Source organism: Streptomyces sp. SID5643 (genome assembly GCF_009872555.1).
GTDB classification, from domain to species: Bacteria; Actinomycetota; Actinomycetes; order Streptomycetales; family Streptomycetaceae; genus Streptomyces; species Streptomyces iakyrus.
This window is the reverse complement of record NZ_WWIC01000354.1, coordinates 58746-75809: the sequence shown is the minus strand read 5'-3', so window position 1 is coordinate 75809 and position 17064 is coordinate 58746. Positions and strand designations below refer to the sequence as shown.

Below are 17064 nucleotides of genomic sequence, written 5' to 3'. Positions count from 1 at the left end.
CGGCCAGTCGGACATTGTTCGAAACCTCTTGACGCTGCCCCGGGTACCGACTGAAACTCTCGCAACACACTTCACGTGCGTGTAACGGCAGGCCCACGGCAAGGACATGCCGTCGCCTCGTCGGCTCCTCCCTCTTTTCCGTACCGCTGCCTTGTCCGTCATCAGCCATGCCTCAGCAGGGAACCTCGACATGACGCACGCCGCACGACTCCGCAGCCGCGCGAGACGCCGGGCGGGCCATCTCGCCGGACTGACCGCCGCGTCGATGCTGCTCACCCTCGCCGGACCCGTCGCCTCCGCACAGGCCGCACCGGCGGCCCCGACGGCCGAAGCCGCGGACATCACCGACGGCCTGGCGCTGTGGTACAAGCTCGACGCCGGCTCCGGCGGCACCGTGCCCGACGCCTCCGGCAACGGCCGCGACGGCACGGTCAGCGGCACCGCCGACTGGTCCGCATCCGGCCAGGGGCTCGCCTTCAACGGGTCGGACACCTACATCAAGGTGCCGGACGACGTCATGAAGGGCATGAACGCGATCACCGTCTCCATGGACGTGCTGATCGACCCCGCCCAGAGCACGCCCTACTTCCTCTACGGCTTCGGCAACACCAGCGCGGGCAGCGGCAACGGCTACCTGTTCACCACCGGCAACTCCTTCCGCACCTCCGTCGCGACGGGCAACTGGTCGACCGAGCAGACCACCAAGCCGTCCGACTCCCACAACCTGACCCGCGGGGTGTGGAAACACATCACCTACGCCCAGACCGGCTCCACGGGCGTGCTCTACGAGGACGGCGTCGAGGTGGGCCGCAATACCTCGGTCACCACCACGCCGGGCGCCATCGGCTCCGGCATCACCAAGGCCAACTACGTCGGCAGATCCGTCTACGACGGCGACAACCTCTTCAAGGGCCGGATACGCGACTTCCGGGTGTACGACCGTGCCCTGGACGGCTCGGAGGCCGAGCAGCTCTCCCTCCCCGTCGCCACGCAGGGCGTCGCCGACGACAAGGAGGCCCTCAGCCTCGGCGACACCAGCGGCGTCACCTCCGATCTGGACCTGCCGAAGACCGGCCCGGCGGGCGGCTCCGCCATCACCTGGGCCAGCGACAACCCGTCCGTGGTGTCCGCCGCCGGCAAGGTGACCCGCCCCGAGGCCGGCTCACCCGACGGCCGCGCCACCCTCACGGCGACCCTGAAGAAGGGAACCGTGACCGGCACCAAGACCTTCGGCGTCACGGTCCGGCCCGCGCTCGACGACGCCGCCGCCACCCGGGAGGCCGCGGAGGCGCTCACGGTCCACAACCTCGACGACGCCCGCGGCAACCTCACCCTGCCGGGCACCGGCACCTACGCCACGACCGTCACCTGGTCCTCCGCGAAGCCGGACGTCGTCTCCGCCGACGGCGAGGTCCACCGTCCCGCGCACGGAGACGGTGCCACCACCGTCGAACTGACCGCCACCGTCACCAAGGGCGAGGCGAAGGCCACCCGCGTCATGACGGCCAAGGTGCCCGAACTGCCCGCCGAGGCGGCCCTCAAGGGCTACATGTTCAGCTACTTCACCGGCGAGGGCACCTCGGACGGCGAACAGCTCTACGCCGCCCTCAGCAAGGGCAACGACCCGCTGCACTGGCGCGAACTGAACGACGGCAAGCCGGTCCTCACCTCCACACTGGGAGAGAAGGGCCTGCGCGACCCGTTCATCATCCGCTCCCCGGAGGGCGACAAGTTCTACCAGATCGCCACCGACCTCCGGATCTACGGCAACGGCGACTGGGACGCCTCCCAGCGCACCGGCAGCAAGTCCATCATGGTCTGGGAGTCCACCGACCTGGTGCACTGGACGAACCAGCGCCTGGTCAGGGTCTCACCCGACAGCGCGGGCAACACCTGGGCGCCGGAGGCGTTCTACGACGCCGAGCGCGGCGAGTACGTCGTCTTCTGGGCGTCGAAGCTGTACGACAACGCCGACCACTCCGGCGACACGTACAACCGCATGATGTACGCCACCACCCGCGACTTCCACACCTTCAGCGAGCCCAAGGTCTGGATCGACCGCGGCTACTCGGTCATCGACTCCACGATGATCCGCCACGACGGCACGTACTACCGCCTCTCCAAGGACGAGCGGAACAACACCTCCTCCACCCCCAACAGCAAGTTCATCTTCCAGGAGAAGAGCGACTCGATCCTGAGCCCGGCCTGGACCCCGGTCGCCGAGGGCATCGGCAAGGGCGCGATGAACGCCGCCGAGGGACCGCTGGTGTTCAAGTCCAACACCGAGGAGAAGTGGTACGCCTTCCTCGACGAGTTCGGCGGCCGCGGCTACATCCCCTTCGAGACGACCGACCTCGACTCCGGCACCTGGACCCCCTCCACCGGCTACGACCTCCCGGCCAAGCCCCGCCACGGCACCGTGCTGCCGGTCACCCAGGCCGAGTACGACCGGCTGCTGCGCGCCTACCAACCCGACCAGATCGTGAAGAGCGTCGAGGACGTGTCGGTGAAGACCCGGGTCGGTGACGCCCCGGTCCTGCCGGCCACGGTGATCGCCGAGTACGCCGACGGTGCCAAGCGGCCCGTCTCCGTCGACTGGGAGGACGTCCCGGCCTCGAAGTACGCCCGGCCCGGCACCTTCACGGTCACCGGCAGCCTGCCGAGCGGCGCCGCGGTCCCGGTCCGGGCCGAGGTCACCGTGTCCGAGGAAGGACCGGACATCCCGGCCGGCCTCCTGCTGCACTACGACTTCGACGAGGCGGGCGGCAGCATCGCCCGTGACTCCAGCGGGCACGGCCACCACGGCACGTACGTCCGCACGCCGGACTTCGGCACCGGTGTGGAGGGCGGCTCGTTCAAGATGTCCGGCGGCTCCGACTCGCCGTACGTGAGGATCCCGAACGGCGTGCTGAAGAACGCCGGCAGCGTGACGGTGTCGACGTACGCCAAGTGGAAGGGCGGCGGCAGCTTCCAGTGGTTGTTCGGGCTCGGACCCGACAGCGACAAGTACCTGTTCGCCACCCCCTCCAACGGCGGCTCCAGCCTCTACTCGGCCATCACCAAGGCGAGTTGGTCGGCGGAGTCCAAGCTCACGGCCGGCTCGCAGCTCACGCCCGGCCAGTGGCGGCACGTCACGGTGACGCTGGACGGCGCCACCGGCACGATGATCCTGTACGCCGACGGCGTCGAGGCGGCCCGCACGACCACCACCATCAAGCCGTCCGAGCTGTACGACGCGGCCAAGGACCACAGCGGCTACATCGGCCGCTCCCTGTACGCGGCCGACCCCTCCTTCGGCGGCGAGGTCGACGACTTCCGCATCTACGACCGTGCCCTCACCGGCACCGAGGTCATGCGACTCAGCGGCAACACCGCGGGCATCGCCAAGGTGACGCACCCGGCGCTCAAGGTCGACGCCCTCGTCGACAACGCGGCCGGCACGATCACCCTGCCGATGAAGGCGGGCACCGATCTCACCGCCCTGGCTCCGGAGTTCACGCTCGCCGAGGGCGCGACGATCAGCCCCGCGTCCGGCAGCGTGCGTGACCTCACCGAGCCCGTGACGTACGAGGTCACCGGGTCCGACGGCAAGAAGCGCACCTGGAAGGTCTCGGCGCTGATCATGAAGACCCCGGTCCTGCCGGGTCTGAACGCCGACCCGGACATCGTGCGCTTCGGCGACACCTTCTACCTCTACCCGACGACCGACGGCTTCGAGGGCTGGAGCGGCACGCAGTTCAAGGCCTACTCCTCGAAGGACCTGGTCCACTGGAAGGACCACGGCGTCATCCTCGACCTGGGGCCGGACGTCGGCTGGGCGGACAGCAGGGCCTGGGCGCCCGCGATGACGGAGAAGGACGGCAAGTACTACTTCTACTTCTGCGCCGACGCGAACATCGGCGTGGCCGTCTCCGACTCGCCCACCGGGCCGTTCAAGGACGCCCTGGGCAAGCCGCTGCTGAAGGCCGGTGACTTCCGCGGCCAGATGATCGACCCGGCGGTCTTCACCGACGACGACGGCAAGCAGTACCTGTACTGGGGCAACGGCCGTGCCTACGTCGTCCCGCTGGGCGACGACATGACCTCCGTCGACACCTCGAAGGTCACGGACATCACCCCGAGCGGCTACAACGAGGGCACCTTCGTCATCAAGCGCAAGGGCACCTACTACTTCATGTGGTCGGAGAACGACACCCGGGACGAGAACTACCGCGTCGCCTACGCGACCGGTCCCTCGCCCACCGGACCGTGGACCAAGCGGGGCGTGATCCTGGAGAAGGATTTGTCCCTGGGCATCAAGGGCCCGGGCCACCACTCCGTCGTCCACGTCCCGAACACCGACGACTGGTACATCGCCTACCACCGCTTCGCCATCCCCGGAGGTGACGGCACCCACCGCGAAACCACCATCGACAAACTGGAGTTCGGGCCCGACGGCCTGATCGAGAAGGTCGTTCCGACCCTGGGCGGCATCGACCCGGTCACCGTCGTCCACGCCGGGCCGGACGTCACCGGCAGCGAAGGCGGGGCGATCACCCTCGCCGGCACCGTCTCCGGGGCGGGCAGCCCGAAGTGGACCGTCCAGGACGGCGCCCCGTGCGCGGTCAAGGAGCCCGCAGCGGCCCGCACGACCCTCACCTGCACCGACGACGGCACCTTCCAGGTCACCCTGACCGGCGGACGCGGCACCGACACGGTGACCGCCAAGGTCTCCAACGCCGACCCGTCGATCACCTCCGCCAAGGGCCCCGGCTCGCCCCTCTCGGTGGGCAAGGCCGCCGTCGTCACCGCGTCCTTCGACGACCCGGGCACGAGCGACCGCCACACCTGCAAGGTCGACTGGAAGGACGGCAGCCGGCCGGCCACCGGCACGGTCAACGGCTCCGGCTGCCGGGCCGCACACGTCTACGACGACGCGGGCATCCACCGCCCGGTCGTCACGGTCACCGACGACGACGGCGGCACGGACACCACCACACTCCCGGAACTGATCGTCTACGACCGGACGGCCGGTCCCGTGGCCGGCGCCGGCACGATCCCCTCGCCGGCCGGTGCCTACCCGGCCGGGCCGGGGCTGACCGGGAAGGCGGCGTTCACCCTGGCCGCCCAGTACCGGAAGGGAGCCACCGTCCCCACCGGCAAGGCCACGTTCGTCTTCGGTCCGGCCAAGCTCATCTTCCGCTCCACCGGCTCCGACTGGCTCGTGGTGAACGGCTCCCGGGCCGTGTACCAGGGCAGCGGCACGGTCGGCGGCAAGAGGGGCTACGCCTTCCGAGTCACCGCCACGGACCGCCCGGACACCTTCCGCATCAGGATCTGGAAGAAGTCCACCGGCGACATCGTCTACGACAACAGGACCGGCGCCGGCACGAAGGGCGTCATCACCGTGGGAGACCACCGGCCCTAGACCGGTCCCCGTCACCGGTAGGGGCGCCTGACGGACAGCTGTCCGTCAGGCGCCGTCCTCTGTGCTTCCCCCACCCGCCGCCCGGAGCATCTGGCTCGCGGCCAGCTCGCGGTAGAGGGCGCTGCCGGCCAGCAGTTCCTCGTGGCGTCCGCCGGCGGCCGTGCGGCCGTCCTGGAGCACCACGATGTGGTCGGCGTGCTGCACGGTGGACAACCGGTGGGCGATGACCAGCAGGGCGCACTCCTGGGCGATGTCCTTCATGACGGTGGTGAGCGCCGATTCGTTGATCGCGTCGAGGTGGGAGGTGGGCTCGTCCAGCAGGAGCAACGCGGGACGGGCCAGCAACGCGCGTGCGAGGGCGACCCGTTGACGTTCACCGCCGGAGAGGTTGCCGCCGTGGTCACCGATGACGGCGGCGAGCCCGCCGGGCAGCCGGTCGACGACCTCTTCGAGCCGGGCCAGTTCGACGACACGCCGGATCTCCGCCTCGGTGGCGTCGGGCACGGCGTAGGTGATGTTGTCGCGCAGGGTCCCGCGCACCACATGAGTGTTCTGGTCGACGACGGCGATGCCCCGGCGGCAGTCGCCACGCGTGCGTTCCGTCGCCGGCCGCCCGTCGAACAGCAAGGTGCCCGCATCCGGTTCGTAGAACCTCGCGATCAGGGCGAACACCGTGCTCTTGCCGGCACCCGACCGGCCCACCAGGGCCACCTGCCGACGCTGGGGGACGGCGAACGAGACCCCCCGGAGAACGGGCCGCCCGGGGTCGTAGCCGAAGTGGACGTCATGCAGGGCGAGGACGGGCTGCTCCCGGGCACCGGACGGTCCGGCCGCGAGCGGTGCGGTTGCGCGGACAGGCGGTTTCGCTGGTGCGGTGGGCTCCACAGGGAGGCGGAGTGCCTCGTCGATGCGCTGGTAGGCGCCCATCCCGCGCTGGATGAGGCCGATCGCGCGGAAGACGGAGGACAGCGGCAGGACCAGGAACGAGGCGTACAGCAGGAACGCGACGAGGTCACCGAGGGAGCCGGCCCGGCCGCCCACCCGCAGGCCGCCGACGACCAGGACGATGAGGAAGGAGCCCTGGACGGCGAGTTCGACGGCAGAGCTCATCACGGAGGCGAGCTTCGCGGTGCGCACCCCCGCCGTGTAGGCCGCGTCCACGCGGGCGCCGATGCCGGCCGCCTCGCGCTCCTCAGCGCGGTGCACACGGACCATCGGCAGGGCGCTCAGGGCGCGTTCCAGATCGGCGGCGACGGTACCGACCGCGTTCTGCATGTGTTCGGACGCGCTTCTGATGCCGGCGAGCAGCGAGGCCACCACCACGGCCGAGGCGGCCACGGTCGCGACGACCAGGAGCAGCAGCAGGGAGTCCAGCCACGCCATGAGGGCGATCGCCCCGGCCGCCACCAGGGTTCCCGTCACGAGGTCGACCAGCGCCTGCGAGACGACTTCCCGCAGCAAGGTGGTGTCGGCCGTCACCCGGGAGATGAGGTCGGCGCCGCGGTGGCGGTCGTACTCCCTCATCTCCAGCCGGAGCAGCCGGCCCACCAGCCCGTGCCGGAGCTGCCGTACGACACCTTCGCCCATCCGCTCCAGGAGGAAGCGCCCCGCCGCCCCCGTCGCCGCCTCGACGACGAACAGCGCGCCCAGGAGGACCAGCAGCGGCCAGATGACCTGCCCGTGGCCGCTCGCGTCCACGACCCGCTTGGCGACGAGGGGCTGGGCCAGTCCCAGGGCGGAGCCCACGAGGGTCAGTACGCAGGCGACGGCGATGGCGCTCCGATGCCCGGCGGTGAGCCGGTACACCGTGGCCACCGCCGCCAGGGTCGACCTGTCGGCCGCCACTGCGGGTGACTTCTCGGCTGCGGCGACCGCGGTCCGGTCGCCGCCGGGGACGGTCGTGCCGGTCATCGGCCGGGGGACGGCGGCAGCGGGTCGACTGCCACGAGCCGGGCGAAGTAGCCCTGTGGCACTCCCTCGCCGACGGGACGGCCTTCGGCCTCGATCCAGGCGTGTGCGGTGAAGGGCGGTGTGACCCGTACGCCGGTGCACCAGACCGGCCATGTTCCGCCGAGCCGGCACACGAGAGCCGCTCCCAGGGAGCGGGGCAGGCACCCCTTCGGCCCGGCGCAGCGCAGGCTGACGGCGCACATGGCGTCGCGTGCGTTCTGGGCCTGCGCTGTGGTCGCCGGCGCCGCGCCCCGCCGCAGGATGCCGAGCACGGTGCGGATGTGGCGGGGCGGCAGCAGGGCGAGGGCGACGGCGGGCAGCAGGACGAGGCGGGCGGCAAGACGCCGGCCCAGGGGCACACCCGTGGGCCGTTCGAGCGCGCTGGGCGTCGTCACGAGGCGAGCCCCGACGCGCGCAGCTCCCGTACGAGCGTCTCGACGTCCTGCCGGGCCTGGGCCGGGTCGATGTCGAACTCCCGGACCAGGGCGGCGGCCGCGTCCGCCTCGGCGCCGCCGTCCAGCAGCGCCCGCACCACCAAGGTGGCCGTCGGGTTCAACTCCCAGTAGGCGCCGCCCTGTTCGTCCAGCAGTACGGTGCCGTAGTCGGTCTCGGCCGTGGAGACGTTGTCGCCGAACCGCAGGGGCATGTGAGGGCCTTTCTGAGGTGTCTGATGTATCTGACGTGTCTGGAAGGAGGATGCCGTCAGGGGTGCGGGACGCGGGCGCGAGCACGTCCCCGCAGCCACACCTCCGCGGCGATCGTGGAGTAGAGGATGGCGTCGGTGAGCCCCGGGGAGGCGGGCCGGCGGGCGAGGCGCCGCAGCGCGGCGCCGTCCACCAGGCCCAGCTCCGCCAGCCGTGAGTCCTCCCACAGGGCCAGCAGATCGGCGCGGTGTTCACGCAGTCCGTTGGAGGCGTCCATGGAGGCCGTGGCCTTGTTGCTGCGCCGCAGGCATTCCTCGGGCACGATCCCGCGCATCGCGGCGGCCAGCACGGGCTTGTACCGCCAGGGCGTGACGCGCTCGCCGGGGCGTACGGCCAGACACGCCTCGACGACCCGGTCGTCGAGGAAGGGCGAGGCCATCGGCAGGCCGGCGCGGGCCGCCATCCGGTCCCACTGCCGGATGACGCGGGTGCACGAGCGGATCTGTTCCAGGTCGGTGTGGAGCCCGCGGTCCGGATGCAGCGGCGAAGCCGTCGCCGCGGCATCGAGAACGGCCCTGCGGGCCATCCGCTCGGCCTCCGGTGTCACCCAGTCGAACAGGCGCGGGGCCATGCCCCAGCCGAGACCGGTCGCGACGGACGGCGGCAACGGCCCCCGCAGGTCACCGGCGGCGCCGGCGAGCCACTCCCCGTACGACCGGGTGTCGACGAGAGCCCGGAGTGTGCCGCCGAGCGGCCATTGCCACAGCGCCCGGAAGCCGCGCAACTGGCGCAGGGCGAACAGCGGACGGGTGCGCAGCAGCCGGTGGTAGTAGGCCTCGGAGCACCACGCCACGTGGTCGCCGCCGATGCCGGTCAGGTGCAACCGGCTGCCGCGGGCGGCGAGTCCGGGCAGGTGGTGCAGGACACGGGAGCGGTCCATGACGCCGATGGTGGGTTCGTCGAGGAGGTCGTCGATGCCCAGCAGGTCGTCGTAGACCAGCGGCGAGGCGTCGGCGTCCCAGACCACGTGCTCGACGTCCGGCAGGTGTCCCATCGCCCGCTCGGCCCAGCGCAGGTCGGTGTCCGCCGGATCCCGTCCCGGCCAGGTACTGGCCACCACGCGGGCGGGGGAGCGGTCGGCCAGGAAGCAGACGGAGGTGGAGTCCAGCCCCCCGGAGAGGTCACAGCTGACCACGCCGCCCTGCCGGGTTCGCGCGGCGACGGACTCCTCCAGCGCCGTCCGGATCAGGGGCGCCGCCGTGGCGAGCGGGCGGACCGGCTCCGGCGGCGTCCACCACCGGGTGTGCCGTACGGTGCGGCCGTCCGCGGCGACGACCACGGCCTCCTGTGGGGGAACGGCGGTGACCGCACGCCACATCGACGTCTCGGACAGGGGATAAGGGGCGGGCCACAGCAGCCGCACGGCCAGTTCCGCCAGGTCGGGCTCCAGGCCCAGGACGGTGGCCAGGGTGTCGGCGCGGGTCGCGGCCACGCGCACGCCGCCGATCTCCGCGTGGAAGACGAGCCGCAGCCCTGAGGCGGTGCCCTGTGCTCTGATCCGCCCGTCGAGAGCGCCGACGAGGTGGAAGCTGCCGGGCAGCGACCGGGCGAGTGCGTCGAGCTCGGCGAGATCACGCAGCCGCTCGGCACGGCGCCGCAGTTCGCCGGCGTCGATCGGGCAGCAGCCGACGACGGCGAGGGAGGCACTGCCGGCGCTCGCCGTGACGATGTCGTCGTCGTGCCAGTGGCCGACCAGCCAGGGCCGGCCCGAGGCGTGCGCGAGGGTCCGGCTACCGGGGCGGGCGAAGGAGCGGGCCGCGGCGGCCGCGTCCGCACGGTCGGTGAAGACCGCGAAGTGCGCGTCGCCGGGGCCCGTCCCCGCACTTTCGTGCAGTTCAGTCATGACGTCGGGTCAAGGACCGTCGGTCGTCAGTTCTTGCTCAGGATCAGCCGGTCGTTGCCGGAGCGCTGCAGGAGCCCCGTCTCCTTCCGGAAGGTGCCGAGCCGGACGAGCGTCGGTGCCTCGTAAGCCTTCTTCATGACCACTCCTCACGTGCGGATGCGCCGACCGCCCCCTTGACCGACGGACATGGACCGGGCCAGGTGCTGCCGGTCGGCACGGGCTCATCGGGAGCCCGGGCCGGGAAGCGGACGCATCACCAGCTAGCTGCAGAGCGTGAGATGGAGGCAAGAGCCTTTGCGAAGCTCGGATGATATGCAGAATCCGAGCCCCCGTGGTTGTGCGCCCGCGCTCGTTCCGCCGGTGCCGGCGCGGCGCGGTGCTGTGGCCCCGGCTGTGCGCATGCTCGAAGGAACGTTTCGACCTGCCGTCCGGCAGTTGTCCGCGGCACCTGCCACGATGCGTCCGACAGCGCCCTCGGACAGGCGCCGCCGGGGCGCACTCCGCGCCCACGGCGTGCACCGCGGCGTTCCGGCCGGGACGCCGCCAGGGTGCGGTCCGCATCATGGCGACACCCCTGAGGGTGCGGACAGGTGAACGCCGAGGGCGACGGGTGTGCCCTCGGCGTTCCGGGTGAACTTCTGTGCCCGCGTCGAGCGGTTCATGTCGCAGCCGCCGCCGACCGGGCTGCACGACTGGCCGGGAGGGTGCCCGGGCGGGCTCGGCCTCCGACCGAGCCCGCCACGTCGGCTCCCTGCCGGAGCCGGACTCGTGTCACACCGTCAGCGACGCAGGGTCAGCAGACCCGGACGGTAGGGCCAATAAGCGTACTCACCACCGGAGTTGGGGCTGCGCCCCTGGTAGAGCAACTGCAGATTGCAGGGATCGACGGTCATGGTCTGATCGGCGCTGGTGCGGATCAGTTCGCCATGGCTGATGTCGTTGGTCCAGGTGGCGCCACTGTTGGCCTTGCCGGCGAAGGGATTGCTCTCGGTCGCGGCCTGGGGTGTCCATGAGCCGTTGAGGCTGGTGGCCGTGAACGAGCGGAAGTAGCGGCCCTGCGAGCCGATCGCCTCGACGATCATGAGGTAGCGGTTCTGGCCCTGCAGCTTGTAGACCTGCGGGGCTTCGAACAGGTTCTCCTTCGTGTCGCTCATGATCACGGTCGAGGTCGAGCCGAAGCTGCCCGGGAAGTTCCCGATCGGCATGCTGGCCCGGTAGATCTTGCCGTTGTCACCGGCGAAGAACAGGTACATGTTCGACCCGTCGGCGATGAGCGTCTGGTCGATGGGCCCGGTTCCGGAGTCCGCGATGCTTCCGGAGAAGAGAGGCTGCTCGGCTGACCAGCCATTCGGGTTGGTGGGGTCACTCGACGTCCGGTAGGAGAAGGCGGTCCTCCCCCACTGGTAGGCGAGCACCCAGATGTTCTTCGGCGCGAAGTAGAAGAGCGTGGGCGCGACCGTGGAGTTCGACATCGTGTTCTGGCCGGCCGAGGCCATCTCCGACCAGTTGGTGAACGGGGTGAAGTTCATCGAGCGCCAGCCCACTCCCGTTCCCGGGGCGCCGTGCGCCGTCCCGTAGACGAGATGCTTGCCGTTGTAGGGGACGACCGTGAAGTCCTTGAGCGAGGCCCACCCCGACTTGGGCTGCGCCAGTGCGCCCGTCGACGTCCAGCGGTACGTCGACGGAAGACCGCACGGGCCGGGGTTGTCGGCGCCGACCTTGACGAGCTGCCACTGCTGGTTGGTGCCGCCCCAGTCGTCGTACTGGACGATGTTCGCGTTGTCGGCGGTGGAGGCGCCCTGCACTTCGAGGGCCTTGTTGCTGTGGCGCGAGATGAGCCTCACGTAGCCGTCGGAGCTGTCGGCCAGCCGCCACTGCTGGTTGGTGGCGTTCGTGTCGGTCCACTGGACGATCGAGCCGCCGTTCGCGGTGGACCAGTTGTGGACGTCCAGCACCTTGCCCGAGTGCCGGGACTTGATGCGGTAGTAGCCGCCCCCGGAATCGACGAACTGCCACTGCTGCTGGACCTGGTCGTTCCTCGTCCACTGGGTGATGCGGGCGCCGTCGCCGGTCGCCAGGTTGTAGACGTCGAGGGCTTTGCCGCTGTTGCGGTTGACCAGCACGTACGAGGCGTTGGGGTCCACGGTCGCCGCGCTGGCGGGCTGGGCACCGAGGAAGGTGGCCACGAGCAGCAAGGGTGCGAGGACGGCGAGTAAGCGTCTTGGGCGGAGCGGGGACGTGTGGCGAAACCACATCAGAAGGCACTCCTTCGGGGGTGGGGGTGAGCCCGATGAACCGCAGAGCGAACTGCCAGGAGGCAGGGAAGCTCGAAACATTTCGCGCAATTCCCGGAAGCTTCGACGCCACAAGCTAGGAATATGAGGCCCTCTGGTCAAGGGCTGTTGCCGATCTGGCCACATATCGCGCCCGCCGGAGTCGGTGATGGGATGGCCGACGAGCTCACCGGGATGCCGAAATCTTCGGACCGGAAGCCGAAACTTCCTCTGTCGTGAGTATTGACGATGCATCGTCAATCCCTCAATCATCCGTGTCTAGGTACCGGCCATAGTTCGAAATATCGAACCGCCTCGACCTGCGCAATCTGCGGGGCACGGCAGATCCACGCACAGCTGCACGACCGATCAACGCACCCGAAGCACTCGTCGCGCAGGTGGAGAGATACGCGACGCCGCGTGGCGGTCCCCCCTCATCTCTACTTTGGAGGCAGAGCCATGGGCTCGTACGCCCTTCCCGGACCGGCCATTCGCCGGAAGACCCGAAGTCTGCTGTTGGCGCTGATCGTCGGTGTCCTCGGTGTGGTCACCGCACTGGTCGTGCCACCGACCGCACATGCGGCGGAGAGCACCCTCGGTGCCGCGGCGGCGCAGAGCGGCCGCTACTTCGGCACCGCCATCGCCTCGGGCAGGCTGGGCGACTCGACGTACACGACGATCGCGAACCGCGAGTTCAACTCGGTCACGGCCGAGAACGAGATGAAGATCGACGCCACCGAGCCGCAGCGGGGCCAGTTCAACTTCGCCGCCGGTGACCGTGTCTACAACTGGGCGGTGCAGAACGGCAAGCAGGTGCGCGGTCACACCCTGGCCTGGCACTCCCAGCAGCCCGGCTGGATGCAGGCCCTCAGCGGCAGCGCACTGCGCCAGGCGATGATCGGCCACATCAACGGCGTGATGGCCCACTACAAGGGCAAGATCGCCCAGTGGGACGTCGTGAACGAGGCGTTCGCCGACGGCAGTTCAGGAGCCCGGCGCGACTCCAACCTGCAGCGCACCGGGAACGACTGGATCGAGGTCGCCTTCCGCACGGCGCGCGCCGCCGACCCGGCCGCCAAGCTCTGCTACAACGACTACAACGTCGAGAACTGGACGTGGGCCAAGACCCAGGCCATGTACGCCATGGTCAGGGACTTCAAGCAGCGCGGCGTACCGATCGACTGCGTCGGCTTCCAGGCGCACTTCAACAACGGCAGCCCCTACAACAGCAACTTCCGCACCACCCTGCAGAACTTCGCCGCCCTCGGCGTCGACGTGGCCATCACCGAACTCGACATCCAGGGCGCCCCGGCCTCGACCTACGCCAGCGTGACCAACGACTGCCTGGCCGTCCCGCGCTGCCTCGGCATCACCGTCTGGGGTGTGCGCGACACCGACTCCTGGCGAGCGGAGCAAACGCCGCTGCTGTTCAACGGCAACGGCAGCAAGAAGCCCGCATACACCGCCGTCCTCAACGCACTCAACGGCGGCTCCACCACGCCCCCTACGGAGGGCGGAACGATCAAGGGCGTCGGTTCGGGCCGCTGCCTGGACGTGCCCAGCGCCAGTACCACCGACGGCACCCAGCTCCAGCTGTGGGACTGCCACAGCGGCACCAACCAGCAGTGGACGTACACCTCCGCCGGCGAGCTCAGGGTCTACGGCAACAAGTGCCTGGACGCCGCCGGCACCGGCAACGGCACCAAGGTCCAGATCTACGGCTGCTGGGGCGGCGACAACCAGAAGTGGCGCCTCAACTCCGACGGAACCATCGTCGGCGTCCAGTCCGGCCTCTGCCTCGACGCCGTGGCGAGCGGCACCGCCAACGGCACCCTGATCCAGCTCTACTCCTGCTCGAACAGCGGCAACCAGCGCTGGACCCGCACCTGACAAGTCCGGCCCACCAACGAAAAGGAGGCATCGATGACCTGGTGGTCACGGGTCGCCGCCGTGGTGGCGGCGACCCTCGCGATCGGCATGCTCAGCGCGGTGGATCCGCCGCCCGCCCAGGCGGCGACGGTGGACACCAATGCCTGGTACGTCCTGGTCAATCGCAACAGCGGCAAGGCGCTGGACGTCTCTGGCCAGTCCACCGCCGACGGCGCGCGGGTCAGCCAGTGGACGCGCACCGACGGCGCCAACCAGCAGTGGCAGTTCGTGGACTCCGGAGGTGGCTTCTACCGCCTCAAGGCCCGGCATTCGGGCAAGGTCCTCGACGTGGCAGGCGCCTCGACCGCAGACGGTGCCGCGATCCAGCAGTGGGCCGACCACAACGGGGCCAACCAGCAGTTCCGCCTGGCCGACTCCGACGGGGGCCACGTCCGGCTGGTCAACCGCACCAGCAGCAAGGCGGTGGAGGTGCAGGGCGCCTCCACCGCCGACGGCGGCAACGTCGTCCAGTACACCGACTGGGGCGGCGCCAACCAGCAATGGTCACTGGTCAAGCTGTCGTCCGGTGGCGGCGGCGGATGCGGCAGCGCCCCGACGCTGGCGAGCGGTACGCACACGATCCAGAGCGGCGGCAAGAGCCGCAGCTTCATCCTCAGGGTTCCCGCCAACTACGACAACAGCCACCGCTACCGGCTGATCTTCGCGTTCCACTGGCGGGGCGGAACCGCCGGTGACGTCGCCTCGGGCGGCACGAGCGGGAACGCCTGGTCCTACTACGGCCAGCAGGAACAGTCGAACAACACCGCGATCCTCGTCGCCCCCCAGGGCCTCGGCAACGGCTGGGGCAACGCGGGTGGTGAGGACGTCACCTTCGTCGACGACATGATCCGGCGCATCGAGGGCGGCCTCTGTGTCAACCCGGCGCAGCGGTTCGCCACGGGATTCAGCTGGGGCGGCGGTATGAGCTACGCACTGGCATGCAGCCGTGCGAACGTCTTCAGGGCCGTGGCGGTCATCTCCGGCGCCCAGATCAGCGGCTGCTCCGGCGGCACCCAGCCCATCGCCTACTTCGGAATCCACGGCATCGGCGACAACGTCCTCGGCATCGGGCAAGGACGGTCCCTGCGCGACAAGTTCGTCGCCAACAACGGCTGCACCGCCCAAAGCCCGCGCGAGCCCGCCCCGGGCAGCCGGACGCACATCACCACCACCTACTCGGGCTGCCGTGCCGGATACCCGGTCCAGTGGGCCGCGTTCGACGGAGGCCACATACCCGGCCCGGTCGACGGCTCGTCCAACGAAAGCGGCGTCACCACCTGGACCAAGGCAGAGATCTGGAGGTTCTTCGCGCAGTTCCAGTGATGCGCCCGCACCACGGAGTGGAGTCAGGGATCATCCTGGCTCCACTCCGTTCGATACGACCGTCCAGGGGTATGACCGGCACAGACCGACGTGGGAGCTCCATGACGTCAGGCGTTCCGCACGCTTTTGCCGCGGTAGTAGCGGACTGCATTGGGGTATTGCGTGTGCTCCTGGTACAGGAGTACGTGCCCCTTGAGCGCGCTGATCTGCCACGTGTCGCCGAGGCTCCGAGCGAGAAGCCGGAACGCCGCGTCCGCGGACAACGGACCCTCCGGAACCACCAGCGGAGCGGCTTCCAGGTAGTCGGGTCCCAGCGTGTGCCTGAAACGGTAGGGGAGCCCTGCCTTGACGAAGTCGGCGAAGTCCTTCGGGGGGTACGTTCGAAGCGTTCCGTCGTCGTGGGGGAGGGCCCAGTCCAGGTCGATCGGGTGGACCATGTTGAAATGCCGGGAGCTGAGTTCCGAATGGTCCCGCTCCCGGCCCGCGTCCTTGTTGCCGAACCCGTTGAGGTTCCAAGGGAGCCGGGCACCGTGCTCCTCCTTGAGATACCTGATGACGAGCCGCTCGGGGGCGACTGCCGACAGGTCGTCCTCGATGTACAGAGAAGTGAAGTACATCTCCTCCGGGAGGATCCCTCTTCGGCCCAGGATCTTCCGGCGGAGGATGTCGAGCTGGTCCGGCAGGGGCCGCTCGGATCTGCCCACGTAGACAAGTTCCGGTGACAGGTACGGCACCTTGCGGATCAGCTGGAAGATTCCGGGCCGCGGAACCATTTCACGCAGCTCCTCCTCGGACAGCGGTGCAGGTGCCTGCTCGTCAAGAGCCCGCCAGAGCCGGGCGCCCAGCGCCGCATCGAAGCCGAGATGAAAGCTGACACCGTCACCGGCCGTGGACCGTCTGGTCGGAGTCGCTGCGCGGAGGGTCTCGGGGGACAAGGCGCTTGCGGCCTCACCCCGAGTCTCGTACTCCTCGGCTTCGGTCTCGGCGGTCTCCAGTTGCCGTTCCAGCCCGGCGCACCGCAGCTCGGCTTCGTGGGCGCGGCGCTGGGCTTCCTCCAGTTCCGCCTTGTACCGAGCCAGTGACTCCCGCAGGGCATCCCGTTCGGTGCGCATGGCCTCGAAGGCGTCGGACCGTTGCTCGAGTTCGATGCGGTGAGCCAGGCGCTCGGCGGTCACTGTGTTCTCCAACTGCCGGAGCTGGAACTGTTGCTCGTCGAGTTGCTCTTGCGCGCGGCGGATCACCTCCCGCAGGAGTCGGGCCTCCTGCTGGAACCGGCGGCTCTCCCGGTCGGCAGCTGCCAGCTGGTCCCGCAGGTCCTGCAGGGCGCCACTTGCCGGACTCGTGACGCGCAGGGCGGTCCGGTGCAGTGTGCGCACCAAGTCCTTGGCGGCCGGCGTCAACTCGGTCCCGGTCTCCCGGTCGCCGTTCTCGAGGAGCTGTTCGACGAATTCGGCGGGAGGTACCAACGCTCCGCTGAAGAATCGGGAAAGTGTGGATCGGTCCCACGGGACGCGCACCGCGTAGCGACTCAGGGACACTCCAAGGCGCTGAGCCACATCGCGCAGGGCAACAGCCAGTTCATAACGCTCCGGTCCGACCTTGGCTCTGTCGACGTCCTTCTGGAAGACCATCGTG

Annotated in this window: 10 protein-coding genes; 3 read left to right on the top strand and 7 right to left on the bottom strand. The window is 69.8% G+C overall.

The window, feature by feature from the left end:
• The first annotated feature begins 190 nt into the window (after positions 1-190).
• The gene (locus tag GTY56_RS37300) at positions 191-5407 is read left to right on the top strand and encodes a family 43 glycosylhydrolase (protein WP_161369695.1); all 5217 of its coding nucleotides are present in this window, start codon (positions 191-193) and stop codon (positions 5405-5407) included.
• 45 nt (positions 5408-5452) lie between these two features.
• On the opposite strand, the gene GTY56_RS37295 is transcribed toward GTY56_RS37300, so the two are convergent.
• From GTY56_RS37295 to GTY56_RS37270, 6 genes are all read right to left on the bottom strand, one after another.
• On the bottom strand, positions 5453-7318 hold the full coding sequence (locus GTY56_RS37295) for an ABC transporter ATP-binding protein (protein ID WP_161369694.1): 1866 nt from the start codon (positions 7316-7318) through the stop codon (positions 5453-5455).
• The gene (locus GTY56_RS37290; protein ID WP_161369693.1) at positions 7315-7752 is read right to left on the bottom strand and encodes a lasso peptide biosynthesis B2 protein; all 438 of its coding nucleotides are present in this window, start codon (positions 7750-7752) and stop codon (positions 7315-7317) included. Before GTY56_RS37290 ends, GTY56_RS37295 begins: the two co-directional genes overlap by 4 nt.
• On the bottom strand, positions 7749-8003 hold the full coding sequence (locus GTY56_RS37285) for a lasso peptide biosynthesis PqqD family chaperone (protein ID WP_161369692.1): 255 nt from the start codon (positions 8001-8003) through the stop codon (positions 7749-7751). The genes GTY56_RS37290 and GTY56_RS37285 overlap by 4 nt, the downstream gene beginning before the upstream one ends.
• Before the next feature lie 56 nt (positions 8004-8059).
• Entirely contained in the window at positions 8060-9904 is a 1845-nt protein-coding gene (locus GTY56_RS37280) for a lasso peptide isopeptide bond-forming cyclase (RefSeq protein WP_161369691.1), read from the bottom strand.
• A 26-nt stretch (positions 9905-9930) separates the two neighbouring features.
• On the bottom strand, positions 9931-10041 hold the full coding sequence (locus GTY56_RS37275; RefSeq protein ID WP_107047813.1) for a keywimysin-related RiPP: 111 nt from the start codon (positions 10039-10041) through the stop codon (positions 9931-9933).
• 642 nt (positions 10042-10683) lie between these two features.
• Positions 10684-12159 (bottom strand): non-reducing end alpha-L-arabinofuranosidase family hydrolase, encoded by a 1476-nt coding sequence (locus tag GTY56_RS37270; protein ID WP_161369690.1) that lies wholly within the window; start codon positions 12157-12159, stop codon positions 10684-10686.
• Between the two features lie 477 nt (positions 12160-12636).
• Here GTY56_RS37270 and GTY56_RS37265 point away from each other — a divergent pair, with 477 nt between their 5' ends.
• Entirely contained in the window at positions 12637-14067 is a 1431-nt protein-coding gene (locus GTY56_RS37265) for an endo-1,4-beta-xylanase (RefSeq protein ID WP_161369689.1), read from the top strand.
• 33 nt (positions 14068-14100) lie between these two features.
• Entirely contained in the window at positions 14101-15429 is a 1329-nt protein-coding gene (locus tag GTY56_RS37260) for an RICIN domain-containing protein (RefSeq protein ID WP_161369688.1), read from the top strand.
• A gap of 107 nt (positions 15430-15536) precedes the next feature.
• Here the strand turns inward: GTY56_RS37260 and GTY56_RS37255 are convergent, their stop codons facing one another.
• Positions 15537-17060 carry a helix-turn-helix domain-containing protein gene (locus tag GTY56_RS37255; protein WP_161369687.1) on the bottom strand — a complete coding sequence of 508 codons (1524 nt, stop codon included), beginning with the start codon at positions 17058-17060 and terminating at the stop codon, positions 15537-15539.
• Between the last annotated feature and the right edge of the window lie 4 nt (positions 17061-17064).